Annotated in this window: 27 protein-coding genes and 1 riboswitch; of the genes, 16 read left to right on the top strand and 11 right to left on the bottom strand. The window is 44.0% G+C overall.

The genetic code is table 11. The features are described from left to right. Positions 1–65: 65 nt before the first annotated feature. The 4 genes from DVB69_RS08985 (at position 66) to DVB69_RS08970 (ending at position 2,153) form a co-directional block, all read left to right on the top strand. The gene (locus DVB69_RS08985) at positions 66–440 is read left to right on the top strand and encodes a winged helix-turn-helix transcriptional regulator (protein ID WP_116018677.1); all 375 of its coding nucleotides are present in this window, start codon (positions 66–68) and stop codon (positions 438–440) included. Positions 441–461: 21 nt separating this feature from the next. Continuing rightward, complete coding sequence (locus DVB69_RS08980; protein ID WP_116018855.1) at positions 462–683, top strand: DUF2829 domain-containing protein; 222 nt, start codon at positions 462–464, stop codon at positions 681–683. A 54-nt stretch (positions 684–737) separates the two neighbouring features. Beyond that, positions 738–1,493, top strand: coding sequence for a 3-oxoacyl-ACP reductase (locus tag DVB69_RS08975; protein WP_116018675.1), 756 nt, complete (start codon positions 738–740; stop codon positions 1,491–1,493). Positions 1,494–1,646: 153 nt separating this feature from the next. Next, positions 1,647–2,153, top strand: a complete 507-nt coding sequence (locus DVB69_RS08970; protein WP_233505359.1) for a QueT transporter family protein — start codon at positions 1,647–1,649, stop codon at positions 2,151–2,153. A gap of 57 nt (positions 2,154–2,210) precedes the next feature. Here DVB69_RS08970 and DVB69_RS08965 read toward each other — a convergent pair whose 3' ends face one another. The 8 genes from DVB69_RS08965 to DVB69_RS08930 form a co-directional block, all read right to left on the bottom strand. Further along, positions 2,211–2,612: a GNAT family N-acetyltransferase gene (locus DVB69_RS08965; RefSeq protein ID WP_116018673.1), complete on the bottom strand. Its 402-nt coding sequence runs from the start codon at positions 2,610–2,612 to the stop codon at positions 2,211–2,213. A 129-nt stretch (positions 2,613–2,741) separates the two neighbouring features. Then, positions 2,742–3,209, bottom strand: a complete 468-nt coding sequence (gene ribH / locus DVB69_RS08960) for a 6,7-dimethyl-8-ribityllumazine synthase (RefSeq protein WP_116018671.1) — start codon at positions 3,207–3,209, stop codon at positions 2,742–2,744. A 12-nt stretch (positions 3,210–3,221) separates the two neighbouring features. Next, entirely contained in the window at positions 3,222–4,415 is a 1,194-nt protein-coding gene (locus DVB69_RS08955; protein ID WP_116018669.1) for a bifunctional 3,4-dihydroxy-2-butanone-4-phosphate synthase/GTP cyclohydrolase II, read from the bottom strand. Between the two features lie 17 nt (positions 4,416–4,432). After that, positions 4,433–5,080, bottom strand: a complete 648-nt coding sequence (gene ribE / locus DVB69_RS08950; RefSeq protein WP_116018667.1) for a riboflavin synthase — start codon at positions 5,078–5,080, stop codon at positions 4,433–4,435. Next, on the bottom strand, positions 5,061–6,176 hold the full coding sequence (gene ribD, locus DVB69_RS08945; protein ID WP_116018665.1) for a bifunctional diaminohydroxyphosphoribosylaminopyrimidine deaminase/5-amino-6-(5-phosphoribosylamino)uracil reductase RibD: 1,116 nt from the start codon (positions 6,174–6,176) through the stop codon (positions 5,061–5,063). The genes ribE and ribD overlap by 20 nt, the downstream gene beginning before the upstream one ends. A gap of 122 nt (positions 6,177–6,298) precedes the next feature. Further along, a riboswitch (FMN riboswitch) is annotated at positions 6,299–6,445 on the bottom strand. 61 nt (positions 6,446–6,506) lie between these two features. After that, positions 6,507–6,998 carry a hypothetical protein gene (locus DVB69_RS08940; protein ID WP_116018663.1) on the bottom strand — a complete coding sequence of 164 codons (492 nt, stop codon included), beginning with the start codon at positions 6,996–6,998 and terminating at the stop codon, positions 6,507–6,509. A 79-nt stretch (positions 6,999–7,077) separates the two neighbouring features. Beyond that, the gene (gene ytvA / locus DVB69_RS08935) at positions 7,078–7,857 is read right to left on the bottom strand and encodes a YtvA family blue-light photoreceptor (protein WP_233505358.1); all 780 of its coding nucleotides are present in this window, start codon (positions 7,855–7,857) and stop codon (positions 7,078–7,080) included. Between the two features lie 71 nt (positions 7,858–7,928). Continuing rightward, positions 7,929–8,678: a GNAT family N-acetyltransferase gene (locus DVB69_RS08930; protein ID WP_116018662.1), complete on the bottom strand. Its 750-nt coding sequence runs from the start codon at positions 8,676–8,678 to the stop codon at positions 7,929–7,931. Positions 8,679–8,862: 184 nt separating this feature from the next. Between DVB69_RS08930 and DVB69_RS08925 the strand changes: the two genes are divergently transcribed. From DVB69_RS08925 to abc-f, 5 genes are all read left to right on the top strand, one after another. Then, positions 8,863–9,204 (top strand): PadR family transcriptional regulator, encoded by a 342-nt coding sequence (locus DVB69_RS08925; RefSeq protein ID WP_116018661.1) that lies wholly within the window; start codon positions 8,863–8,865, stop codon positions 9,202–9,204. After that, on the top strand, positions 9,191–9,874 hold the full coding sequence (locus DVB69_RS08920; protein WP_116018660.1) for a DUF1129 family protein: 684 nt from the start codon (positions 9,191–9,193) through the stop codon (positions 9,872–9,874). Before DVB69_RS08925 ends, DVB69_RS08920 begins: the two co-directional genes overlap by 14 nt. A 73-nt stretch (positions 9,875–9,947) precedes the next feature. After that, positions 9,948–10,103 (top strand): hypothetical protein, encoded by a 156-nt coding sequence (locus DVB69_RS17690; protein WP_199562830.1) that lies wholly within the window; start codon positions 9,948–9,950, stop codon positions 10,101–10,103. Positions 10,104–10,217: 114 nt separating this feature from the next. Further along, a complete protein-coding gene (locus DVB69_RS08915; RefSeq protein WP_116018659.1) occupies positions 10,218–10,568 on the top strand; it encodes a rhodanese-like domain-containing protein in 351 nt (116 codons plus the stop codon). A 411-nt stretch (positions 10,569–10,979) separates the two neighbouring features. Beyond that, positions 10,980–12,653, top strand: coding sequence for a ribosomal protection-like ABC-F family protein (gene abc-f / locus DVB69_RS08910; RefSeq protein WP_116018658.1), 1,674 nt, complete (start codon positions 10,980–10,982; stop codon positions 12,651–12,653). Positions 12,654–12,725: 72 nt separating this feature from the next. Here abc-f and DVB69_RS08905 read toward each other — a convergent pair whose 3' ends face one another. Both DVB69_RS08905 and DVB69_RS08900 read right to left on the bottom strand, forming a co-directional pair. Then, positions 12,726–13,817 (bottom strand): hypothetical protein, encoded by a 1,092-nt coding sequence (locus tag DVB69_RS08905; RefSeq protein WP_116018657.1) that lies wholly within the window; start codon positions 13,815–13,817, stop codon positions 12,726–12,728. Next, positions 13,807–14,355: a sigma-70 family RNA polymerase sigma factor gene (locus tag DVB69_RS08900; protein ID WP_116018656.1), complete on the bottom strand. Its 549-nt coding sequence runs from the start codon at positions 14,353–14,355 to the stop codon at positions 13,807–13,809. The genes DVB69_RS08905 and DVB69_RS08900 overlap by 11 nt, the downstream gene beginning before the upstream one ends. A gap of 149 nt (positions 14,356–14,504) precedes the next feature. Here DVB69_RS08900 and DVB69_RS08895 point away from each other — a divergent pair, with 149 nt between their 5' ends. Both DVB69_RS08895 and DVB69_RS08890 read left to right on the top strand, forming a co-directional pair. Continuing rightward, complete coding sequence (locus DVB69_RS08895; RefSeq protein ID WP_116018655.1) at positions 14,505–15,947, top strand: protein adenylyltransferase SelO; 1,443 nt, start codon at positions 14,505–14,507, stop codon at positions 15,945–15,947. Positions 15,948–16,187: 240 nt separating this feature from the next. Then, entirely contained in the window at positions 16,188–16,853 is a 666-nt protein-coding gene (locus DVB69_RS08890; RefSeq protein ID WP_116018654.1) for a hypothetical protein, read from the top strand. A 424-nt stretch (positions 16,854–17,277) separates the two neighbouring features. Here the strand turns inward: DVB69_RS08890 and DVB69_RS08885 are convergent, their stop codons facing one another. Further along, positions 17,278–17,640 carry a hypothetical protein gene (locus DVB69_RS08885; RefSeq protein ID WP_147300769.1) on the bottom strand — a complete coding sequence of 121 codons (363 nt, stop codon included), beginning with the start codon at positions 17,638–17,640 and terminating at the stop codon, positions 17,278–17,280. Between the two features lie 177 nt (positions 17,641–17,817). On the opposite strand from DVB69_RS08885, the gene DVB69_RS08880 reads away from it, so the two are divergent. The 5 genes from DVB69_RS08880 (at position 17,818) to bioB (ending at position 22,869) form a co-directional block, all read left to right on the top strand. Then, complete coding sequence (locus tag DVB69_RS08880; RefSeq protein ID WP_116018650.1) at positions 17,818–19,020, top strand: multidrug effflux MFS transporter; 1,203 nt, start codon at positions 17,818–17,820, stop codon at positions 19,018–19,020. 242 nt (positions 19,021–19,262) lie between these two features. Next, positions 19,263–19,943: a dethiobiotin synthase gene (bioD, locus tag DVB69_RS08875; protein ID WP_116018648.1), complete on the top strand. Its 681-nt coding sequence runs from the start codon at positions 19,263–19,265 to the stop codon at positions 19,941–19,943. Further along, on the top strand, positions 19,933–21,300 hold the full coding sequence (gene bioA / locus DVB69_RS08870; protein WP_116018646.1) for an adenosylmethionine--8-amino-7-oxononanoate transaminase: 1,368 nt from the start codon (positions 19,933–19,935) through the stop codon (positions 21,298–21,300). Before bioD ends, bioA begins: the two co-directional genes overlap by 11 nt. Then, a complete protein-coding gene (locus DVB69_RS08865; RefSeq protein WP_116018644.1) occupies positions 21,297–21,905 on the top strand; it encodes a biotin transporter BioY in 609 nt (202 codons plus the stop codon). The genes bioA and DVB69_RS08865 overlap by 4 nt, the downstream gene beginning before the upstream one ends. Then, positions 21,871–22,869: a biotin synthase BioB gene (gene bioB, locus DVB69_RS08860; RefSeq protein ID WP_116018642.1), complete on the top strand. Its 999-nt coding sequence runs from the start codon at positions 21,871–21,873 to the stop codon at positions 22,867–22,869. The genes DVB69_RS08865 and bioB overlap by 35 nt, the downstream gene beginning before the upstream one ends. Positions 22,870–23,005 lie beyond the last annotated feature (136 nt).

Here is a 23,005-nt window from a genome sequence, read left to right as displayed (position 1 = left end):
GTAAGCTTGTTTGTCAACTATGTCTGTGGTAGAGTGGGAATAACTAAAGAATAGGGGTTTTGATGATGAAAAAAACCGACGAACTTATTCAATCTACGCAACAAAATGGACAAGTAGCGTGCGATAGTTTTCACGCAACAATTGAGTTTATAGGGAAACGGTGGATGGGCATAATCATTTATCATCTACTGGACGGACCGAAGCGTTATCATGAATTAGCGACGGAAATCGATGGCATTTCTGATCGCTTGCTAACAGAGCGATTGAAAGAATTGGAAGCACATGGTTTTGTGGTGAAACGAACGTTACCGTCATCCCGTAAAGTCGAATATGAGTTAACGGAACAAGGGATTGCATTCGATCCGATCATCCGATCCATTTTGACATGGGTGAAAGCGAATGGTGGTTGTACAGAGTCGAAAACAGAAAGTGAATCATAATTTCGAGAGGATGGATACATGATGACATTTGAAGAAGTTTTACCGAGACTAAAAGCAGGAGACAAAGTCATTCGGAATGGTTGGGGCGGCGCAGAGCTATACGTGAAACTGGTTGAAGCCGAATCATTGGATGGGGAAAAGATGAATCCATATTTCGTCATTAACGTAACAGGGGAAGGCTACACGATGTTTACACCGACGGTATGCGATTTGTTAGCAGAAGACTGGTCGATTGTAAACTAAATAAACACAAAAGCTCATGAGCATTCATGGGCTTTTTGAATGGAGGAATTCAAGATGTCTCAAAGTGAATTTGCAGGGAAAACGGTATTCATCACAGGGGTAGCTTCAGGAATCGGGTTCGCCCAAGCCAATGCATTTCTAGAGAAGGGTGCATCGGTCTACGGCTTAGACGTCGATCAAGCTGGGCTGGAGAAGCTAGAAAGCGCACATACAGTACACTTCCGATATAGCAAAGGGAGTGTGAGTAACCAGACTGATGTTACAGAAGCAGTACACCAAGCAATTGATGCTTTTGGACATATTGACATTCTGTGCAATACAGCTGGTGTGCTTGATGGATATGCAAAAACGTTAGACACCGATGAAGCACTGTGGGATCGTATTATGAACACCAACGTAAAAGGGATGTTTTTCGTAACGAATGCAATTTTGCCGCATATGCTCGCGAAGAAATCAGGAGTACTGGTGAATATGGCTTCCGTTGCAGGACTCGTTGGTGGCGGCGGGGGAGCGGCATATACTGCTTCGAAACATGCGGTTGTCGGGTATACAAAGCAAGTCGATCTCGATTATTGTCGAGAAGGAATCCGAGCAAATGCGATTGCACCGGGTGCGATTCAAACACCGATGAATGCGGCTGATTTTGCAGGTGATGGGAAAACAGCTGAGTGGGTTGCAGAAGAAACACCTGCGGGTCGCTGGGCGCAACCAGAAGAAGTCGCGAAGTTGACGCTCTACTTAGCCGGAGCTGCTTCAGATTATATCCATGGAACAGTCATTCCGATCGATGGTGGCTGGACGGCGAAGTAATCATTCTCAGCATGGATGAATTCTGCTATACTAGGAAAGCAGACTTTTTGCCTGCACTGCGGCACTTTTTGACGGAGCAATCGGCTTCATCTTCCTTTGGTCGCAGTTATTACTAAAACAGCAGTTTCGCTGTTTTATAAAGGAGGACTATATATGACGTTACTCGCAAAAGAGCGTCCGCGGATTGCGGTCGGAGAGCTTGCGAAAATGGCGGTAGTGGCAGGACTTTATGTCGCTGTCACACTCACGCTTGCAGTCATCAGCTTCGGTGCGGTCCAGTTAAGGCTGTCGGAGATGTTCAACTACTTGGCCTTGTTCCATAAGCGATATATCATCGCTGTGACAGCGGGAGTAGTGCTTGCGAACTTTTTCTCGCCAACTTGGTTCCTGGACGTACCGATTGGTGGAGTAGCCACGTTTCTCGTACTGCTCATTAGCCGGGCTGCTACGAAAAAGCTGAAGTCAGACAAAATGAAATTTGTCTGGACTGCCGTGATTTTTGCCGTTTCCATGTTCACCGTCGCAGGACAATTGACCTTATTATACGGTGCACCGTTTTGGATCACGTGGTTCACGGTAGGTGCAGGTGAACTCGTGTCAATGACCGTCGGCGGTAGTATCATGCTCGCTTTAGCGAAAAAAATAGATTTCACAAAATGAAAAAACGCATCCCGATTCTATTGGGATGCGTTTTTTATTAATTAATTATGAATAGAGCTAGTTTGAGAATACATACATCGGTGTACTGGTTTCTTCTGGTTCAAAGCCAAGAGACTCATAAAATCCAACCGCTTTTGGATAAGAAACGAGTACTTTCGTGTGCATGTCGTGATACTTCTCCAACATCATCTTCATAATCTCTTTACCTACACCTTGCCCTTGATAGTCTGGGTCTGTAAGGACGTAATGGAAGTAGACAGCCATGGATCCATCAGACATTGCATTGGCGAGTCCAATCAGACGGCCACCGTCCCATGCAGTCACGACAGAGTGGGAGTTAAAAATAGCGTTGTACAAATCATTAGGATAGGAAGCAGATTCCCATTCCACAGACAGAAATAATTGTTGGATGTTGTCTTTCGTCAACTGATCCTTATTAGATGTATACATGATGGACATCGGTGAATTCCTCCTTCAGCAAGTAGCGGATAAGTGCCTCAATTTTCATAAGCACTTATCCCGCTAGTTATTCCTATATCCTACTTCAGAACAACTTAACCCACCTTTGAAAGAATTTAGCAGATATCCTTATGAAAATTGCTTGTTCAAGTTCGCCATTTCAATTGCAGAGACCGCTGCATCCCAGCCTTTGTTGCCTGCTTTCGTTCCTGCGCGTTCAATCGATTGCTCAATAGAGTCAGTTGTCAGTACGCCAAAGATCACGGGAATACCAGCTTGCATTCCAGCTGCTGCGACACCTTTAGCGGTTTCACTACATACATAGTCAAAGTGAGGGGTTGCTCCACGAATGACGGTGCCGAGTGTGATGACGGCATCGTATTTACTAGAGTCTGCCATCTTTTTAGCAATCATCGGAATCTCAAAAGCACCCGGCACCCACGCTAGGTCGATATCTTCTTCGGAAACTCCGTGGCGTCTACATGCATCTTGTGCAGCAGAGAGCAGCTTGCTTGTGATGAATTCATTAAACCGACCGACTACAATTCCGATTTTTAATCCTGTACCAACTAAATGACCTTCATATACAGTTCCCATTGTGACTGCCTCCTATAGTGTCAATAAATGACCGAGTTTTTCTACTTTCGTTTCCAAGTATTGTTTATTTTCAGGGATGGGGGGAAGTTCGATTGGAACACGTTCCGTGATTGTGAGTCCATACCCCACTAATCCATCCAACTTTCTTGGGTTATTCGTCAGCAATCTTATGTCTGTAATACCTAAGTCTTGTAAGATTTGTGCACTGATTCCGTAGTCACGTAAGTCGTCAGGGAATCCTAGCGCCACATTTGCTTCGACAGTATCTAGTCCTTGCTCTTGCAATTCGTAAGCTTTCAACTTATTAATGAGTCCGATTCCTCGTCCTTCTTGACGCATGTAAAGCAAGACTCCGCGCCCCCCGTCTTCAATCTGTTGCAAAGCTGCGTGAAGCTGTGGACCACAGTCACATCTGGAAGATCCGAAAGTATCGCCGGTTAAGCATTCAGAATGGACTCTGACAAGTATAGGTTCTGCGCTCGTCAGATCCCCTTTAACAAGAGCAACGTGTTCTTTGCCAGTCACTTTTTCGGTATAGCCAATCATCTTAAAAAGGCCAAGAGACGTCGGCAATTCGACTTGTGCTTCTCGCGTAATGAGTGTTTCATTGGCATGGCGGTAATGGACGAGATCTTCGATGCTGATCAATTTCAATCCTTCTGATTCTGCAAGTTTTCGTAACTCAGGAACCCGAGCCATGGAACCATCTTCGCTCATAATTTCGCAAATAACCGCAGCAGGTTCACTTCCTGCAAGTCTAGCTAAATCTACGGAAGCTTCAGTATGACCTACTCGGCTGAGCACCCCGTTATTTTGTGCAACCAGCGGAAAGACGTGACCTGGTTGCTTAAAGTCACTTGGTGTTGCTCGCTGCTCTAGCATTTTTAAAATCGTTTCGGAACGTTCGAATGCACTAATACCTGTATGGGATTCAGCATGATCGATACTCACTGTGAATGCCGTTCCGTGTGCGTCCGTATTGTGCGAGGTCATCATCGGGAGCCCGAGTTGAGCCGCCTTCGATTCAGTGATCGGCGTACAGATGAGTCCGCGTCCTTTCGTTGCCATGAAATTGATCATTTCAGGGGTTGCGTGTTCTGCTAAGCAGATGAAGTCGCCTTCGTTTTCACGGTTTTCATCATCCACAACAATAATCGGTTTCCCGAGTTTTAAGTCTTGAATCGCTTCTTCGATCGTATCAAACATGAGCAAACACCCTTTCCTTATAAAAATCCGTTTTGCTGTAAAAAGTCTTCGTTCAAAGGTCGTTTATCGGAAGGAGTTTGTCGCTGCAGCATGTTGAACATGTATTTTGCAAGCATATCAAACTCCACATTGACGCGGTCACCGGGCTTACGCTCCGCAAGAACCGTAGTTTTTTGAGTGTGCGGGATAAGCGAAATCGAGATGCTTTCATCAGTCACGTCAAAAATCGTTAATGACGTCCCTTCAAGTGAAATCGAGCCTTTAGGAAGCACATAGTTCAATCCTCCAGGAGGGAGTGATAAATGCATGACAAGCGAATTCTCGATGTGCTGACACGTTTGGACAATCGCAATTCCGTCGACATGACCGGAAACAAAATGACCGCCTAAACGACTATCCGCGCGAAGAGCACGTTCTAAATTTACTGAAGTACCCGCTTTCGCGTTATGTAACGACGTCGATCTAAACGTTTCAGGCATCACGTCTGCGGTAAACTGACCCGTTGTAAATGATGTAACGGTCAGACAAGTCCCGTTAACAGCGATACTGTCTCCTAAACGAACATCCTTCAGTATTTCTGCAGCTGCCACAGTGAGTTCCATCGATTGACCTGACGAACGGACTGTTCGTACAATCCCAATTTCCTCAATGATTCCTGTGAACATAAGAATCACTTCCTTTTGGTACAGCCGTTACCTTTAAATCTGGTCCGAGCTGTTCCGTTGTTACAAAAACAAAATCTTTTGCGTCACTCATCAATGCAGGATTTATCCCGCCGATTGGTGTGAGAGAATCTGCACCGCCGAGTAATCTTGGAGCCATGTACGTAATGATCCGATCGACAGCATCCGCTTGTAAAAAAGAAGCATTTACAGAGGATCCCCCTTCTACAAGAAGGGTCATAATGCCACGCGCGCCAAGCTGTTCTAGTACGTCAGACACTGCAATGGCAGGCACATTCATACGAAAAACTTCGACGTGATTATACGGTAAGAAACTCAATTCGCGTTCTTTTGAGGCCGTGCTGCCACAAAAAATCCACGTTGGGGCGTCCGCGTTTTGAATAACCTGACTCGTAACAGGGGTAGATAATTGTGTATCTAAAATAACTCGAATAGGGTGAAGTCCACCTTGGGGCAATCTGGTGGTAAGAAGGGGATTGTCGTGAAGAATCGTTTTACTTCCGGTCAAAATGGCATCATGAACATGGCGAAGACGATGGACGTCAAGCCGAGATTGCTCGCTTGTCACCCATTTACTATGTCCTGAAAATGCTGCTATTTTACCGTCTAATGTCATAGCTGTTTTCAACGTTACATGAGGTTGTTTGGTTTGAATGAAATGAAAAAAAGGTTGGTACAATTCACGTGCTAAATCTGTACAGACTTCGATTTGTACTTCAACACCTGAATCTCGAAGTCGTTGGATTCCAGATCCAGAAACCAATGGATTCGGATCAAGTGACGAAATGTAGACACGAGAGATGCCTGCTTGCAAAATCGCTTCTGTGCATGGCGAAGTTTTTCCAGTATGCGAACAGGGTTCAAGAGTGACGTACAAATCCGCGCCAACAGATTCTTTGCCTGCCATATCCAGAGCGACCCGTTCTGCATGACGTTCGCCAGCGCGCAAATGAGCCCCCATTCCGACAACCCTTCCATGGTTCACAACTACAGAACCTACGGGTGGATTGGGAGAAGTTTGACCTGCCACACCTTGAGCAAGTGAAAAAGCAATTTGCATATAGTGTTCAATTTCCAACGATAACAACACTCCTGAATCATAGATTCCTCATGTAACAAAAAAAGCCCCGCAACAGATGTGCGGGGCTGGGTAAGCATGACAAAATAAGCGCCAGTCAAAAGAAAAATTTGAAAAACGCACCATTCCTTCTCCCATCCAGACTTTAACTGTCGGCCTTGGAGTTTCACCAAATCCACCGTCTGCAAAATTGCATCCGGGTCACGGACTAAGAGCCATAAAAGCTCATCACCGCCGGTAGGGAATTTCACCCTGCCCCGAAGGAATATTATTCGATTGTCTCAAAGTCTAGCACAGCTATTAGCTAGCTTGCAACCTGCATGTTCAATTTTAAACGAGCAAGTCTTTCCACCCACCTGAGAAGAAATCTGCGGTTGCAAGTGTTCCCAAACAGAGGACATATAGTGCTATTGGAAGCACTAAAGCTGTTACTAGTTGCTTACGTGTAACGGTTATTTTTCTGTTTTTAATAAAGTGATCTACAGCAAAAAACAATAACGAAGCGATGAGTCCATATCCTGAAAAAACGAACCCAAAGCATGCGTGGAGAAATCCTGAAATATATAAATACGACCTGTCAGATTTAATTTTTTTGCTAATAAATACTGCCGACTTCTCACTAATTATTGAACATACAATACCGTATAAAAATATAATCGGCGTACCGTAAAACAGATAACCTAAAATACTTAAGACCACGGAATTAAAATAATGGGGTACTGACGTGATTGTTTCCCCGAAAGGATTAGGAATAAAGAAGCCAAGAAATATGAAGACCAACACGCCTGAAACAGATGCGGATAGGATCTTTCGTGATAACATATAGAGCCCTCCCTAATTGAAGATGGAGATAATTAATGACTACTGACATTTCTGAAATAAAAGCTTTCGAATCTTTTGTTTAATGGATTTGGGCAATTGCTTGCTGAATACTTGAAAATGTTTGGAGATGCTCATCAGATGCCCTTGATCCTATTAATGACTGTGCTACTTTAGGAGAGATACCTGTGATATAAAGCTGGGCTCCCATGAGTCTTAGCACGTCCTGGACAGCTAATAAACTAGTTAGCGGAGACTCATGATTCCAGTACAATCCCGTTATGTCGATAATGATATGATCCATTCCGTTTTTTTGAACAAATTCACTAAGTTTTTGTGTCAATAAGTTAAACCGCTGAGGACTCATTTCGCCAATAAGAGAAACGGCCGCTAAATTGTCCTGAATCGTCATGATGGGGAGCATGAGTTGTTCAATTTCTGAATCCTTATTAGTTAATTCATCACGTTGTCTGTATTCAACAGATACATTGGTTTGGGTCCCGATGAAGAAAGAATGACCCTCAATTTGGACAGGCGTTACAGAAAGACGGTTCCAGAATAAAGACCCATCTTTCCTATAGTTTTTTAGCGTGAGAATTATTGCCTCTTGGTTATGAATTGCATCTCGAAGTTTTTTGATGGCATGTGGATCGGTATCCGTGCCTTGAAGAAAACGACAATTTTGGCCGAGTGTTTCGTTTAATGGGTATCCTGTCATCGTTTCGAAAGTCCGATTCGCATAAATAATCGGATTATCCGCTTGAGATGGATCTGTGACTAAAGTAGCTACCCGACTGCCATCCAACATCGCTTCTAATAGTTGTGTCTGTATAGATTGTGCGAGATTTTTAATGATCTTCACGTCCTGACCTATTTAGAATACTGTCTTTCATTAGTTTAGCATGGAACAGACAATCGTTTACGAAATGACAGTTATGCTTTTACCGTTTCATATTGGTAGCCTGCGAACTTATAATTTTGCCGTAGGTACATGTCTTTTGGCGTATCTTCACCGTCAGCGACTAGAATGACTAGTTTGTCAGGATACTGTTCCATCAACCATCGCTGCAACTGACTTCCAATGCCTTTATGTCTCATTTTTTCTAATACGTGTAACCCATCAATTTCGACAGTATGTTCATTAACCATCAGATCCACTGATCCGGCTAATTCATCATCAAAATTTGCAACCAGCTGTACAACATTAGGGTCAGAGAAATTCTTTTTATGCTGCAGCTGTTTTTGAGCTGCAAACTCTTTCCCAAATTGCTCATCAATGGTTCGCTGCAAATAGAGGAAATCTTCAAGATTGCTCATAGTTACAGGCGTCACTTGGATAGCTGAAGATGGTGGGACGTCTGGAAAGTCTTTCGGATCAAGTATATATAATTCCAGAAAACCAGTATCATAATCATGTCGGTTTAAATAAGCATTTAGTTCTTTTGGAATGGGTTCATCCTGAGGGAATGTGAATTTCAGATGATGCTGACCTCGCGCAGTATGGTAGATTTTCAATGCATGTTCTGCTTTTTGAAACTCGCTGACTGTAGGCATTTTTAAAAATGCAATATAGTTACTGTCATAATAAAGCGGCATATCGGGCAGGTGAAAATGGGTATATGTATCAGAAGATGAAGCGACAACTCCAGCATTATAAATATCTTTGAATGTGATCGGATTCATAGGTAATCCCTCCTTCTGCTATCGTATCATATAACGCAGAACTGGAATTCACTTGTCTGAACATTCGTGTTGACATATTAATTTAGCAGGAATATACTAGCACTAATACTACTTGGCGTCACAAGGTAGTTGTTTTTTTGCGAAGCTACCTTGTTAGGCAACATACCGGATGGAGAGTGGTCTCATGTCAGTTAGAAGTGAATTACTTAAGGGGATTCTAGATGGCTGTGTTCTGGCCATAATTGAAAAGGAGACAGTCTATGGGTATGAGCTTTCCACCAAGCTGAAGAAAGTCGGGCTTGACGATGTAAGTGAAGGTACTATTTATCCGGTTTTGCTGAGATTACAGAAAAACAGTTGGATTTCAGGTGAAATGCGTGCATCTGAATCTGGACCCAGACGGAAATATTATACGTTAACGACAGATGGCAAAGAGGCATTGGAACTCATTAGAAGTGAGTGGGAAAAACTTGCGGAACCGGTAATTACATTATTGAAAGGAGAGGTTGACCATGGTGACAACTAAGGAATTAATAAAGGAGAATAATGAGAAACGTGAACAATTAACTGAGGAAAACGAACAGTACTATACCAACATCCTCGTCTACATCCGTTCAAAATTTTTATTGTCTGAACGGGCAACGGAGGAACTACTAATGGAAATGCTTGAACATCTATTGGAAGGCCAACAGGACGGCAAAAGCGCAGAAGAAATATTCGGAGGAGATCCAAGAGCGTATGCGGACGAAGTGATTGGACAAATGCCTAAGGAGAAGAAGAAAAACCAACTGTTATTTGGAATCCAGCTGATATTCAGCGTATTAGGCTGGATGGTCATAGCTCGTGGTGCTATTTTAGGCGTACTATCGTTTATCAAACCAGCGGATGAGCATATATATCTTGCTTCAACAGCAGCTATGGTCGTAGCGGTACTCATGATGACGGCGGTTGGTGTGCTACTTTTAATGAACATGGTGAACAAAACGGCATTTGAAGAGAAGAAAAGTACTTGGAAATTTGCAGTTATTGGAGGAATATCTGGAGTCCTGGTATTCGGACTCTTTATGGGGATTGCTTTCTTCTTTAAAGGGAGAGGTCCTGCCTTTGAATTTCCCTGGTTAGCCTCTTTACTAGTAGGTTTCGTGCTATTACTTATGAGTCAGTGGATTGCTCGGAAAAATGAAGGTACTTCTTAAAGGAAACGAAACCGAATGAACCCACAATCCGTAGTATAGATAGAAGTCCAGAACGGATTGGGAGGTTTTCAAATTGAATGAAAGCTATTTTGTTGGATGGGGAACACTAGCATTGATCAATGCTGTATTAGCACAAGGAAAAAATCGATCGGGCCTTAACTGGTTCTTACTTTCACTATTACTTGGACCAGTGGCGACATTCTTTTTAGCACTCTCCGAGAAGAGATAACCTATTTCAAACGCAGACCATCGGGTACTGCGTTTTTTTATGGGCAGAGTCATTGCTTTTTAATACCCGTATAGGTATATTTGGAGGGATAGAAAACAATTGGAGGAATTACAAATGAGTTGGATCGTAATCTTACTAATAGTGGCATTCTTTGTGTGGCGTATGAAACCAACCAAAGGAATCCGAACGATGTCTACGATTGAAGTAAAAGCATTAACGAAAGACAAGTCGAAGCAGTTTGTAGACGTACGAACACCTGGAGAATACCAAGGTCGTCATGTAAAAGAATTTAAAAATATTCCCTTAAATGATTTAGGAAATAGGTTAGATGAGCTGGACAAAAATAAAGAAACATATGTGATTTGCCAAAGCGGGATGCGTAGTGCTCGTGCAGCTGGAATACTTAAAAAGCAAGGATTCACGGAGGTTATCAATGTCAAAGGCGGAATGTCTGCTTGGCAATAATGAAAGTAATAAATTACTTTAAACTGATCCGTTATTCCGCATAATTTCGGGAAATATCTTGTCGAAATATAAATTATTTCCGGGGAAATAATTGAGAATTGTCGGGAAATAGTGACTGTAATAACTTGCGAACAATTCAATATTTGTTATAATGAACAGACTAACTGACAGAAAGGGTTGAGCGTGGCTGATGGATAACTAATTCCTGAATTCTCAAAACGAATGATTCGTTATGTAGAAAAACGGGATTGGTCTGTCCATTTATAATTGCCACTATCAACCTTTGCTGAGTCGATATAACGATGCTCATCAATAGAGTTGAGGCTTTTTTGAGATGCTGACAGGACCGATCCTTCCGATTAATTTACGGAGGGATCTTTTTTGTGTTCCCTCCCAACTGGAGGAATGTAGATGTTACGAGGAATAGTGAACAAGGTATCTGCTAGATATGGGGATGTGAGTATTTTTAACGAGCTCAGCGCTGAGATCCCAATAGGAACTAAAATAGCAATTGTCGGTCCGAACGGAGCTGGGAAAACAACTCTATTGTCAATTCTGGCAGGTGAACGAGAACCTTCTTTTGGGGGCATGGATTGGATTGGTCGAACACCATCCATCTCATATTACAAACAAGAGGCTGAAACAGAGGAGCCAGTGGACTGGACACAATCGGAACTCCTTCAGAATCGCAGTCACTGGCACGTGCCGAAAGAGGTAGAATATACCCATGCAAGCGGTGGAGAGCGAGTCAAAATGCGGCTTACAACTACGCTTGCTGAAAACCGTGAAATTTTGCTGTTGGATGAACCTACCAATCATTTGGACGCAGCAAGTGTGGAAACACTCATTCAAGCGCTTCAAGATCGTGAAGGCACATTGCTGTTTGTCTCCCACGACCGGTATTTCATCGACCATCTGGCCGATCTCGTTTTTGAAATTGAAAACGGCAAACTGACGGTCTATGAAGGCAATTACACTGATTATCGTAAGCAGAAAGAACACGAGCGTATTGTGCATCAAAAGCATTACGATGAACAGCAAGAGCATATTGCTGAGATCGAAGGACAAATCGATCGGCTTGATAAATGGTCTGCGAAAGGGCACGCAATGTCGACGAAAAAAGGCGGCCGTGCAATGGGAGCTAAAGAATATTACCGTAAGAAGGTGAAAAAGCGGAACGTTCAAATTAAGTCCAAGCGAACGCGATTAGAAGCAGAACTTAAAAAAAGTCGAGTGGAGATGCCTATTGCAGAAACGTCCGTTTCGTTTGAACTGGAAGGACTGAGGAAAAAAGGGAAGCGCATATTGGAGTTGAAAGATGCAGGCAGAGCATTTGGAACCAATCAGGTTTTTAAGAGTGCCTCGTTTACCGTGCAAGCAGGTGAGAGACTTGCGCTGCTCGGACCGAATGGTTCAGGAAAAACGACTCTATTCCGCATGCTTTTAGGAGAACTAGATTATGATGGGGACGTCTGGCTATCTGAGGGAATGACGCTAGGATACTTGCGCCAAACCGCATTCGATTTACCGGATGAACTGACGATGGCAGAATATTTTTATTCTCCATCTTACGAGGAACAAGGTTTCCTTCGCATCCAGTTGACCAATTTAGGGTTCACGGCGGGTCAATGGCAGCTGCCGCTCGGGGCACTTAGTCAAGGTGAACGGTTGAAAGTGAAGTTGCTGGATTTCATTCGCAGAAAAACAGACGTACTATTGCTCGATGAACCGACAAATCATTTGGATCTTCCATCACGTGAAGAACTGGAGCGGACGTTGGAGACCTACCCAGGAACGTTGCTATTCGCATCACACGATCGATATTTTACGGAGCGAATGGCAGGTGGATTGCTGCTATTTGAAAATGGAACCGTTCGTAAAGTACCGTATAGTTTAGTGGAGTGGGAAGGTAGAGAGCCTTCTGCCCCCATTCCTTCATCAGAACAAGAAAAGCTTCGTCTTGAAACAGAATTACAGGCGGTATTAGGAAAATTGAGTCTGATGACACCGGGGAATCCAGAATACAGCAAACTAGATCAGCTGTTTTTTGAGTTGTCCCGACAGCTACGTAGTCTGAATAGCTAATAGATAACTAAAAACCAGTGGATTGGACGATGAGCATAGAGCTCTTTCGTAACAATCCACTGGTTTTCTCTGTTACTGAATCGGCATGAATGCAACTTGCCAAATGCCGTCTTTGTTTTTGATCAATTGAAATCCAGAAGGTGGTTCGTTGTTGCTGTTTGGATAGTATTCAATATAGCCTTCAATCTTACTCGTCTGAAGAAAACGCCCCTGTTCAAAGTTTCGAAACTGCTGGGTCAATTGTTCCCGTGTGCCGCGGTCAGAATCCGGAATCGCTCGGTCTTCCTTTTCACTCCATTGAGTGTATTCTTTGCGGTCTGTGTAAAGTGCATAGACTACCTCGTGATCTTCTAGATAAGAGGCTTGGATGTAAAGTTTTGCAACGCTCATAGGCGATAATCCAACTAAATGTTGAGTATCTAAATCTTTTTCAAATGCAGTATATACATTCTGTTCTGCAGTGTTCAACTCAATGGAACCCAATTCACTAGACGTATCTTCAGGCAATGTTTCCAATCCTTGGACCACGCCTGTTGTAAGGTTCTGTTCTTTGTCTTCACCGTCCACGGAATAACGAATCTTAATGGTCCGGGATTTATCAGGAACTACAATTCTCAGTGAAACTTCTAAAATTAAACTGCTTTCTTTTTCAATCTCAACGCCATGAATATCAGAAATTTCACCAATCTGGTCCCGCGCATAAACACCAGGCCTTTTTGCTGCGTCACCACCGTAGAATGTATAAGAAATTCCATCGGATGTTTGAAGGGTTTGCTGATTCTCTTTAAACAATTCAACCTCTTTAATAGTTGCTGTACTATTCCCATTCCAGGTTATTGGCAGGACAATGTAATAGGTTTCATTGGTAAGAAAAGGTCCTGCAGAAAGGTTTGCTATCGTGAACGCCCCTGTATTATTCATATCTTCATTAGATAAGCCATTTTGTTTTGCAGAATCCATCAGCTTAGTGTTCATTAAAAATATTCCAATGAAAACTAAGGATACAGCAAACAGTGTACCAACAATAGCGGGAACGAATCGGGATGGGCGTTGTGTGCGTTGAATTTTTCGTCGGACAGTTTGTTTGTCCTGTTGGGTAAATGAGTCTTTATGAAATACGGTTTTATCTAAAGCAGGACGAATTTTTTTCTCCTTATTTTTCATTCGGATCTCCGCCTTCCAGCAGTTGCGCTAATTTTTCTCGGCCCCTTTTTAACCGAGTCCGAAGAGTATTTTGGTTGACGTTCAGCAGTTCGCTAATTTCGGGTACGGTCAGGTCCTCGTAGTAATAGAGTAAAATGATTTCTCGATACGTAAGTGGAAGTGCGAGCACGCATTGTGCCAGCTGTTCATCTTCACTGTTTTGAAGCATGTAATCCTGTGGAGTTGGCTCCTTAGATCGAAGAAACTGAAAAAGTGTACTCCCTACAATCACACGCTTAAACCACGAACTTTTTAACACGTCTTTACATCGATTAATGGTAATCCGATACAGCCAAGCTTCTATAGAACGAATTTCTTCCAGTTGATGTGCTCGCTGAAAACACGTCACGAAAACATCTTGGACGACTTCTTGCGCCCGACCCCAATCTTTGAGGTAACTGAACGCAAGATTCGTCAACCGGTTTCCGTATTGATCCATCAATTGTTCGAGCCATTCATCCTGCTTCCAATCTGGAACGGACTTGGTCTCACGAGGCATGCCAACCCATCCTTTCTCAAGTAGCTCCACCAGGGTGTACCTTAAAGACGATTGGAAAAGCACCATCGTTTCATTTATCAGTCAAGGAATTCATTTTCTAACGTTTTTGATCAGTCTAGGGGTAGTATACAGGTAAAGGGAGTGATCACGTGGGCTTAGAACAAGGATGGAAATTGGACAGCAGCTACAGTCTGCTGCCAGAAGTGTTTTTTGCAGAAGCGATTCCTGAAAAGGCAGTTTCTCCAGAAGTGGTATTGTTGAATAAAGGTCTTGCTGAATCACTTGGATTGCAAGTTGAAGAGTTGAATCCCGAAACACTCTCTGGAAATGAAATTCCGGATGGGGCTGTGCCAATAGCACAAGCCTATGGGGGACATCAGTTTGGGAATTTCACGATGCTGGGTGATGGACGAGCGATTCTTTTAGGAGAGCAGTTAACACCTTCAGGAGAGCGAATTGATATCGGTTTAAAAGGATCCGGTCCTACAGCATTTTCACGAGGTGGTGACGGCCTAGCGGCGCTTGGCCCCATGTTACGTGAGTATATCATTAGCGAAGCGATGCACGCATTAGGCATTCCAACGTCTCGAAGCCTATCTGTTACATTGACCGGGAACGACGTGCTTCGTGAAGACGTTTTGCCAGGCGCTGTTCTCGTCCGGACATCAAGCAGTTATTTGCGAGTAGGTACGTTCCAATATGCAGCTGCCCGTCAAGTAACTGAGGATTTGAAGACGCTTGCTGATTACGCAATAGAGCGGCATTATCCAGACGTTGCAACAGAAGACAATCGATATGAATTGCTGCTCGAGAGTGTTATTGAACGACAGGCAGCATTGATTGCCAAGTGGCAGCTTGTTGGGTTCATCCACGGGGTTATGAATACCGATAATATGACGATTAGTGGGGAAACGATTGACTATGGCCCATGTGCATTTATGGACGTATACGATCCAGCGACCGTGTTCAGTTCTATTGACGTAAATGGGCGATATAAATACGGAAATCAGCCGGGGATCGCATCATGGAACTTAGCACGGTTTGCGGAAACCTTGTTGCCGTTACTTGATGAGAATCAGGATGCGGCGATTATAATTGCAGAGAGACAACTCAAGCGATTTGGTGAAGTTTTTGAACGTGAATGGCTGAAGGGGATGCGAGCAAAGTTAGGTTTGTTGGATGAACAACCGGAGGATGATACGCTTTCCAAGGAGTTATTACTTATCATGAAAGACGCTCAAGCAGACTTTACGAATACGTTCAGAGCTTTAACGGATGAAAGCGCAGAGCAACCAAATTGGTTCAGTGAAGATGCTTTTTGTGAGTGGAAGAATAAGTGGGAGACACGACGAAAGCAACAGGTGGCAACTATTGAAGAATCTTATGATGTAATGCGATTTAGCAACCCTTCAGTGATTCCGCGTAACCATAGAGTGGAAGAGGCGATTAAGGCAGCGGGTAATGGTGATTTCAGTATGTTGCACAAATTAAATCATGTTTTATCTTCTCCATATTCATATTCTGAACAGCAGGTTGACTATACAACGCCGTCCGATTCGTCAGCACCGTTTCGAACATATTGTGGGACATAATTGAGCAATGAAATATGCGGACGCTTATGAGCGTTCGTCTTTTTATGGTCAAAAATAGGTAAGAAGAGTTCATTACCCTATGATAGTGACGCTTAGTCTAGTGACTACGATCGAAATAGATTCTAGTAATCTGGTAGGAAGTAATCATTTTATTGAAATAACAGTATATTAAATTGATTATAAACTAAGTAGTCGCTATAGTGAGGAAGTTGAAAAAATACAAATGGAGGTTGTAAACATATGTTGAAAAAATGGACTAGCATAATCCTAGGTGCACTATTGATGCTGACTCTTTCCGCATGTGCTAAAGATAAAGCAGATCAGACAAGCAAAACCGATGTTGAAAAACCGGAAGTCTCTGCTGAAAACAACGTAGAGTCTGAAGAAGATGAGGAAGAGGGAACAACTGGGGAAGCAGCAGATATGAAAATTGGGTTAACTGCTAAGGAATTCCAAACGAACTTCAATAAATCTGCTGAAGAAGAAGGGATTTCAGCGCGTGTTTATCATTTGGATTGGGAAAGTACGGGTTTTAATGAAGATCACCAAATTATAGACATGAGTTATGACGATGAGGGCCGTATGCAGCTGCTTGGCAAAGAAAGCGAAGAAGAATTGCGTAGTGTAATGTTCAGTACATCTGGTGACCGACAAGAGACGCTCGGAGTCATCCGTTCAATAATACGTGCTACTGAGCCAGGTGCTTCTGAAGAGGAAGTGGATGGCTGGATGAAAGAACTCCAATTATCAGATGTTGAAGCAGAAGGTACAGAAGATTATCGGTTCGTGAAAACTGAACGGTTCAACTTGCTTACGGATGACTCAGAATCGTACACTCAATTCGTCATTAGTAATGTAAACGATCCTGAAATCGATGCTGAGAACTTTGAAGCTGGAGAATTGTAAGCACCTTTACACGCCTGACTTATCCTATTTTAGGGTGAGTCGGGTGTTTTTGTTGTTTGGATGAAATTTCTACTTGTACCCGCCCGTTCCGGCGAGGAATCCGCTCGTTCTGGCGAGGAACCCGCCCGTTCTGGCGAGGAACCCGCTCGTTCTGGCGAGGAACCCGCTCGTTTCCACGAGGAACCCGCTCGTTCAGTCGAGGAACCCGCTCGTTCCCACGAGGAACCCGCTCGTTCCCACGAGGAACCCGCCCGTTCCCACGAGGAACCCGCTCGTTTCAGCGAGGAACCCGCTCGTTTCAGCGAGGAACCCGCTCGTTTCAGCGAGGAACCCGCTCGTTTCGGCGAGGAACCCGCTCGTTCAGTCGAGGAACCCGCCCGTTCAAGTCGAGGAACCCGCCCGTTCCCACGAGGAACCCGCTCGTTCAGTCGAGGAACCCGCTCGTTTCATCGAGGAACCCGCCCGTTCCCACGAGGAACCCGCTCGTTCCCACGAGGAACCCGCTCGTTCCCACGAGGAACCCGCTCGTTCCCACGAGGAACCCGCTCGTTCCCATGAGGAACCCGCTCGTTCCCACGAGGAACCCGCTCGTTCCCACGAGGAACCCGCTCGTTTCGGGGAGGAACCCGCCCGTTTCAGCGAGGAACCCGCTCGTTCCCACGAGGAACCCGCTCGTTCCCACGAGGAACCCGCTCGTTCCCACGAGGAACCCGCTCGTTCCCACGAGGAACCCGCTCGTTCCCACGAGGAACCCGCCCGTTCCCACGAGGAACCCGCCCGTTCCCACGAGGAACCCGCTCGTTTCAGCAAGGAACCCGCTCGTTTCAGCAAGGAACCCTCTCGTTTCAGCGAGGAACCCGCTCGTTCCGGTGAGGAACTCGCCCGTTCCAGCGGGCCACCCACCCCAACCCCTCCCAATATGGTATACTCCACCGTAGAATTTAATAGAAAAGGATTTGGAGATATGACAAAAGCAATCACCACAAAGAAATCATTGCCCACACTTTGGCTTGTCGTGCTGCTCGGTTCGTTGACAGCATTCGGCCCGCTGTCGATGGATATGTACTTACCTGGACTGCCAGCCGTGGCCCTGGATATGAGTGCATCGACCTCACTTGTTCAACTAAGCTTGACGGCATGTCTCATTGGACTTGGTGCTGGGCAACTCATATTTGGTCCACTAAGTGATATTTACGGGAGACGTAGACCACTCGTTCTGACTCTCGTGGTCTATGCAATTGCCTCTGTACTTTGTGCGTTTACGACATCCATTTGGCCATTCATCATCCTGCGTTTTGTACAGGGGTTAACGGGTGCTGCTGGTATTGTTATTGCAAGAGCATGCGCTCGCGATCTATATGCAGGGCACGAACTTACAAAGTTCATGGCACTGCTCTCCATCGTCAATGGGGCAGCCCCGATTCTTGCACCGATTGCGGGAGGTGCCATCTTAAGCTTTGCCTCATGGCCAGTTGTATTTTTTGTACTCGGTGGAATTGGATTGCTGATGTTCGTTGGAACGGCTGGTTTTTTACCGGATACCCTTCCGTTTGAGAACCGGGCTGAAAAAGGAATCCTATCAGTCTTCAAGACATTTGGCCGATTACTCAAAGATCGTCAATTCATGGGAATTGCACTAACACAAGCATTTGTCATGTCTTCCATGTTCGCTTATATCGCAGGTTCTCCTTTTGTCCTGCAAAACATGTATGGCGTCACACCACAACAGTTTTCTCTATTCTTCGCGTTAAACGGTGTTGGAATTATTGCAGCTGCACAAATCACAGGGCGTTTATCGCATAAAATATCTGAACTGAACTTCCTGATGACGGGCGTACTTGTTTCGTTAACTGGTAGTGTACTGTTATTGCTTGTCATATGGCAACAAGGGCCACTATTTGTCGTCGCCACAGCATTCTTCTTAGTTGTTTCTAGTGTGGGAATGGTCTCGACTTCATCGTTTTCACTAGCTATGCATCGACAAAGCCAGGCAGCTGGCAGTGCCTCTGCATTCCTTGGTTTACTACCGTTTATCGGAGGCGCAATCGTCTCACCACTTGTAGGAATTGCAGGCGATCAAAGCGCATGGCCGCTAGGAATTGTTATTGTAAGCTGCAGTTTGATGGCGTTCATTCTATATATGGGGCTTGTAAGAAAGTCTTCATGAGGAAGAGATGACTGTGAACTAAAAAAATTATTTCATCAAGTCCTCAACAGTGTAATGTTAAGGTCATTCTATCGTAATCAGACTATCTAGCAGACAGTATGGAGCAATCAGCTCTTCCTGTCTGCTTTTTTACTGCCATTTTACGAATGATAAAAAATATGATAATCTATTTGTGTTAACCTAAATATTATAATGGTTAACACAAATGAAATTCATTCTGTGAGATAAAGAAGGTATTTACGATGCAACATTTTTGGGTAGTGGGAACAGACACGGACGTCGGAAAAACATTTGTGACAACTTTGTTCTTGAGAGAGCTTCAGAAAACAGGGATAGCTGTAACTCCTTACAAACCTGTACAAACGGGTATTGTTGCAGATGACGGCCAGGGGCATTATCAGGATACGTCTAGTTATAAAGATTATAGTTTGTATCCCTTGGACAACGATTTACTCAATACATATTCATTTCCAGTAGCGGCGTCTCCACATTATGCTGCCGAGTTAGCTGGTCATCAGATTGACGAAAAACTGGTGCTCCAGACAATTGAAAACTTGAAAGTAAAATTTGAAACGGTTATTTGTGAGGGAGCAGGTGGATTATTAGTACCGCTCCATTCAAACACGAAACGGACATTATTGGACGTGGTGGAACAGTCGGATTTACCGGTGGTTCTTGTTGCTTCTACGAAACTAGGCACTATCAATCACACACTTTTGTCGATTGAAGCGCTACAAGCGCGTGGAATCAGTGTACAGGGAATTGTGTTCAATCAATTCAACCAAACACCGTTAGAGCAAAACAACATGGAGACTATACGTCGGTTTACCGGATTACCTTCCGTTGTCATTAAGGCAAACAGTACAATTGAAAGTTTTACGGACGTGCCGGTCTTGGAAGGGTTGATGTCCAATGAAGTATGAAGAACTACAAGCACGAGATGTTGAAAATATCTGGCATCCATGCGCACAGATGAAAGATTATGAGACGTTCCCGCCGATTGTTATCGAAAGCGGGGAAGGTGTCTGGTTAACCGATAAACAAGGCAATCGATACTTAGACGCAGTGTCTTCTTGGTGGGTCAACTTGTTCGGTCATACGAATCCACGGATCAGCCAGGCGATTGCGGATCAGGCGCAAAAGCTGGAGCATGTAATTTTTGCAAACTTTACTCATGAGCCAGCAATTCACGTTGCTGAAAAACTTGTGGAGTTAACACCACAAGGATTAGAGAAAGTGTTTTTCGCGGACAATGGTTCTGCGGCAATTGAAGTTGCCCTGAAGATGAGCTTCCAATATCGGGCCCAAAGTAATCAACCAGAGAAAAAACGATTTCTGGCGTTTACGAATGCCTATCACGGTGAGACGCTCGGAGCACTATCTATGGGGGGCGTTGGGTTATATAACGATGTTTACGCGCCGCTCCTACTGAATGTAGTTCATGCCCAAGGACCGGATTGCTTTCGCTGTCCATTCGGTGATTCACCAGAAACGTGCCATGCCCAGTGCATTCAAGACACTGAAAAGCAATTTATGGAACATGCGGACACGATTTCTGCTGCGATTATCGAACCACTGATTCAAGCAGCAGCTGGAATGAAAATGTATCCCCCGATATTTCTGAAGAAGCTACGAGATTTGTGTGACACATATGACGTACACCTGATTGCGGATGAAGTGGCGGTTGGTTTTGGACGGACGGGTACACTTTTTGCGTGTGAGCAAGCGCAGATCACACCGGACTTTTTATGTTTATCCAAAGGGATTACGGGAGGTTATTTACCGTTGTCTGCAGTGTTGACGACCGAGGATGTATACCGCGCATTTTATGATGATTACGGTACGATGAAAGCGTTTCTGCATTCTCATAGTTATACAGGGAACCCGCTAGCACTTCGCGCAGCACAGGAAGTACTCGCCATTTTTGAAGAAGAACGCGTAATGGAACAATTAGCACCGAAGCAACATTTATTGAATAATCTTGCCCATGCTGCATTTGACGAATTGCCTTACGTGGGGGAATATCGTCAAACCGGTTTTGTTGGTGCAATTGAATTGGTGGCGGATCGTAAAACAAAAGAACCTTTTCCAAGTGATGAAAGAATTGGTTATGAAATTTACCAGCAAGCGCTTAAAAAAGGGCTTCTGATACGTCCGCTTGGCAACATCATTTACTTCATGCCACCTTATGTAATTTCTGAGGAAGAAATTGAGTGGATGGTGAAGACAACGAAAGAAGTAATGGAACAATTTTTCCATAAGCGAGGACAGCCTGTATGACGAGAGGCAATAGTATACATTCAATGGCCCTTATTGCAGTTTTTGCATCATTAACAGCGATAGGTGCATTCATTAAAATTACGCTACCGGTTGTCCCGTTTACATTACAAATTGTTATTGTTTTTTTAGCAGGTACGTTATTAGGGAGTAGTCGTGGTCTACAAAGTCAGCTTGTGTATTTGTTCGTGGGATTAGCAGGACTTCCCGTTTTCACAAAGGGCGGAGGAATCACATATCTCCTTCAACCCACATTCGGCTACTTAATAGGATTTGCTGCGGCTGCCTATGTCATCGGCCTTATCCTTGAGCGGGTTCCTGTTCCTACTCGAAAGCATTTCATCTTGGCAAATTTGGCGGGAACTGCAGTGATATATGCAATTGGAGTACCTTATTTGTATGTAGCACTTAATAGTTGGCTAGCTACACCGGCCAATGTCATGAATGTCTTGGTTGCGGGATTCTTTAGCACAATTGTTATAGATATTGCGCTTGCTGTAGGAACGGGATTACTCGCTACGAGACTATATCCGATATTGAAAAAATTCACGCACACAAAAAGGGGCTTACGACATGAACTGGAAAACACTCGCACACGAAGTCATTGATGGGAAAGAGCTTTCAAATGACGAAGCATTATCAATTTTGAACTCAAGTGACGACAACATTTTATCCCTACTAGATGGTGCTTATGAGATTCGACGTCATTACTTCGGGAAAAAAGTGAAACTGAATATGATTATGAATGCAAAGAGTGGTTTCTGTCCGGAAGACTGTGGATATTGCTCTCAATCGTCTAAATCCACAGCGCCGATTGATAAGTATCCATTCATCTCAAAAGAGGAAATTCTAGAAGGGGCAAAACGGGCATTTGATAACAACATTGGAACGTATTGCATCGTAGCAAGTGGGCGAGGGCCGACTAGAAAAGACGTACGTGTTGTCAGCGAAGCCGTTGAAGAAATAAAGGAAAAGTACGGGCTAACTGTGTGTGCATGTTTGGGGATTTTAAAAGAAGAACAAGCAGAGCAGCTGAAAACTGCAGGTGTCGATCGGTATAACCATAATCTGAACACTTCCGAGCGTCATCATGATTTCATCACAACGTCACATACGTACAAAGATCGTGTGGACACAGTAGAAATTGCGAAAAGGTATGGCATCTCACCTTGCTCTGGCGCAATAATTGGGATGAAAGAGACGAAAGAAGATGTCGTTGATATTACCCGTGCACTCCGCAGATTAGATGCAGACTCTATTCCAGTGAACTTCTTGCATGCAATTGACGGAACGAAGCTAGAAGGGACGAATGAACTGAATCCACGCTATTGCTTAAAAGTATTGGCATTGTTCCGTTATATGAATCCTACGAAGGAAATTAGAATTTCAGGCGGTCGTGAAGTCAACTTACGATCACTTCAACCGATGGGGATGTATGCAGCAAATAGTATATTTGTTGGGGATTACTTAACTACGGATGGTCAAGAGGTTAACTCAGACTTTCGGATGTTAGAAGACCTAGGATTTGAAATCGAACTCACTGAAAAACAAACTCTGGTTACACACTTATAAAAAACAAAAACCAGCTTCTAATCGGCATGTCTAACTGCCGAGGGAGCTGGTTTTTCTATAGAATCCCATATTTCGAAAAAAGAGAGAAAGGGGATATGGGTCAGTTACTTTAGTTTCCGTTCATAAGGAGACTAAA

It is taken from the genome of Sporosarcina sp. BI001-red, from assembly GCF_003384035.1.
Lineage (GTDB): Bacteria > Bacillota > Bacilli > Bacillales_A > Planococcaceae > Sporosarcina.
The sequence above is the reverse complement of the archived record's forward strand: the minus strand, read 5'-3'. Positions and strand labels throughout refer to the sequence as shown.

What these genes read in the sequence shown, in the direction of transcription:
- DVB69_RS08985 (WP_116018677.1), top strand. Translation starts at nt 66, where the DNA reads ATGAAAAAAACCGACGAACTTATTCAATCTACGCAACAAAATGGACAA.
- DVB69_RS08980 (WP_116018855.1), top strand. Translation starts at nt 462, where the DNA reads ATGACATTTGAAGAAGTTTTACCGAGACTAAAAGCAGGAGACAAAGTC.
- DVB69_RS08975 (WP_116018675.1), top strand. Translation starts at nt 738, where the DNA reads ATGTCTCAAAGTGAATTTGCAGGGAAAACGGTATTCATCACAGGGGTA.
- DVB69_RS08970 (WP_233505359.1), top strand. Translation starts at nt 1,647, where the DNA reads ATGACGTTACTCGCAAAAGAGCGTCCGCGGATTGCGGTCGGAGAGCTT.
- DVB69_RS08965 (WP_116018673.1), bottom strand. Translation starts at nt 2,612, where the DNA reads ATGTCCATCATGTATACATCTAATAAGGATCAGTTGACGAAAGACAAC.
- ribH (WP_116018671.1), bottom strand. Translation starts at nt 3,209, where the DNA reads ATGGGAACTGTATATGAAGGTCATTTAGTTGGTACAGGATTAAAAATC.
- DVB69_RS08955 (WP_116018669.1), bottom strand. Translation starts at nt 4,415, where the DNA reads ATGTTTGATACGATCGAAGAAGCGATTCAAGACTTAAAACTCGGGAAA.
- ribE (WP_116018667.1), bottom strand. Translation starts at nt 5,080, where the DNA reads ATGTTCACAGGAATCATTGAGGAAATTGGGATTGTACGAACAGTCCGT.
- DVB69_RS08940 (WP_116018663.1), bottom strand. Translation starts at nt 6,998, where the DNA reads ATGTTATCACGAAAGATCCTATCCGCATCTGTTTCAGGCGTGTTGGTC.
- DVB69_RS08930 (WP_116018662.1), bottom strand. Translation starts at nt 8,678, where the DNA reads ATGAATCCGATCACATTCAAAGATATTTATAATGCTGGAGTTGTCGCT.
- DVB69_RS08925 (WP_116018661.1), top strand. Translation starts at nt 8,863, where the DNA reads ATGTCAGTTAGAAGTGAATTACTTAAGGGGATTCTAGATGGCTGTGTT.
- DVB69_RS08920 (WP_116018660.1), top strand. Translation starts at nt 9,191, where the DNA reads ATGGTGACAACTAAGGAATTAATAAAGGAGAATAATGAGAAACGTGAA.
- DVB69_RS08915 (WP_116018659.1), top strand. Translation starts at nt 10,218, where the DNA reads ATGAGTTGGATCGTAATCTTACTAATAGTGGCATTCTTTGTGTGGCGT.
- abc-f (WP_116018658.1), top strand. Translation starts at nt 10,980, where the DNA reads ATGTTACGAGGAATAGTGAACAAGGTATCTGCTAGATATGGGGATGTG.
- DVB69_RS08905 (WP_116018657.1), bottom strand. Translation starts at nt 13,817, where the DNA reads ATGAAAAATAAGGAGAAAAAAATTCGTCCTGCTTTAGATAAAACCGTA.
- DVB69_RS08900 (WP_116018656.1), bottom strand. Translation starts at nt 14,355, where the DNA reads ATGCCTCGTGAGACCAAGTCCGTTCCAGATTGGAAGCAGGATGAATGG.
- DVB69_RS08890 (WP_116018654.1), top strand. Translation starts at nt 16,188, where the DNA reads ATGTTGAAAAAATGGACTAGCATAATCCTAGGTGCACTATTGATGCTG.
- DVB69_RS08880 (WP_116018650.1), top strand. Translation starts at nt 17,818, where the DNA reads ATGACAAAAGCAATCACCACAAAGAAATCATTGCCCACACTTTGGCTT.
- bioD (WP_116018648.1), top strand. Translation starts at nt 19,263, where the DNA reads ATGCAACATTTTTGGGTAGTGGGAACAGACACGGACGTCGGAAAAACA.
- bioA (WP_116018646.1), top strand. Translation starts at nt 19,933, where the DNA reads ATGAAGTATGAAGAACTACAAGCACGAGATGTTGAAAATATCTGGCAT.
- DVB69_RS08865 (WP_116018644.1), top strand. Translation starts at nt 21,297, where the DNA reads ATGACGAGAGGCAATAGTATACATTCAATGGCCCTTATTGCAGTTTTT.
- bioB (WP_116018642.1), top strand. Translation starts at nt 21,871, where the DNA reads ATGAACTGGAAAACACTCGCACACGAAGTCATTGATGGGAAAGAGCTT.